We start from the raw sequence: 1,059 nt of genomic DNA, 5'->3' as shown, positions 1-1,059 counted from the left end.
CGCGGTGACGGTCAGATCAAACGATCCGCTGAAGTCGCCCGCTGGCGTGATCGTAAGACCATTCAGGTCAGCCGCCGACAGTGTCCAGCTGCCGTCACCGTTATCGGTACCTGCAGATAAGGCGGCACCTTCTGGCACGCCGCTGATCGTAACGGTTAGAACTTCGGAGCCGTCCATCAGGCCCGCATCAATATCAAGTGCAATTGCGCTGTCTTCGGAACCACTGGCGTCCGCAACATCAAGTGTCGGGGCATCTGCAACCCCCGTGACCTCTACGGTGATCGTGTTGCTCCCAAAATGTGGGGTGCGCGTTAACCGAATTGGGTCTGATGTCGATGCCGAAGAATCTCCGTCTGTGGACCGGGCAACAACAGAAAGGTCGAAAGAACCGCTAAAGTTTTCAGGCGGGGTGATCGTCAGACCTTCAAGGTCGTCAGCCCCCAGCGTCCAGCTGCCATCGCCATTATTGGTGCCTGCCGAGAGGATGGCTCCCTCCGGAACGCCGCTTACCGTAACTGTCAGAACTTCGCTATCATCGGTGAGCGATGCATCAATATCCAGAGCGATAGCTGAATCTTCATTGCCCGATGCATCAGACACATCAAGCAATGGCCTGTCGGCAACGCCCGCAACCTCAACTGTGATGATGCCGCTTGCGCTGGCAATATCGCTTCCATCCGCAGATTGTGCCGTGACACCAAGATCAAACGAACCACTATAGTTGTGAACCGGACGGATCCTGAGACCATCCAGGTCTCCAGCATCAAGAGTCCAGCTTCCATCACCATTGTTCGTGCCTGCCGTCAGCCTTGCACCATCCGGAACGCCGGAAATGGTAACGGTCAAGGCTTCGCTCGAATCCGTTACGCCCGCATCGATATCCAGCGCAATTGTCCTGTCTTCGTATCCGCTTGCATCGGATACTTCCAGTGTCGGCGTATCGGCGACACCCGCCACATCAATCGTAATCGTATCCGTCGCGGTGGCGATATCGCTGCCATCCGCAGACTGCGCGGTCACCGTCAGATCAAATGAACCACTAAAGTCCTCCGCCGGGGT

The 1,059-nt window shown here is 56.5% G+C and carries 1 protein-coding gene; it reads right to left on the bottom strand.

Annotated elements, in window-relative coordinates:
• On the bottom strand, positions 1-1,059 hold a 1,059-nt coding region (locus SMB34_RS21165), incomplete at both ends, for an autotransporter outer membrane beta-barrel domain-containing protein (protein ID WP_037992295.1).

The sequence above is a fragment of the Thalassospira permensis NBRC 106175 genome, from assembly GCF_000714555.1.
Taxonomy (GTDB): domain Bacteria; phylum Pseudomonadota; class Alphaproteobacteria; order Rhodospirillales; family Thalassospiraceae; genus Thalassospira; species Thalassospira xiamenensis.
Note: the sequence above shows the minus strand (reverse complement) of the source record. Positions and strands in the feature narration are given on the sequence as shown.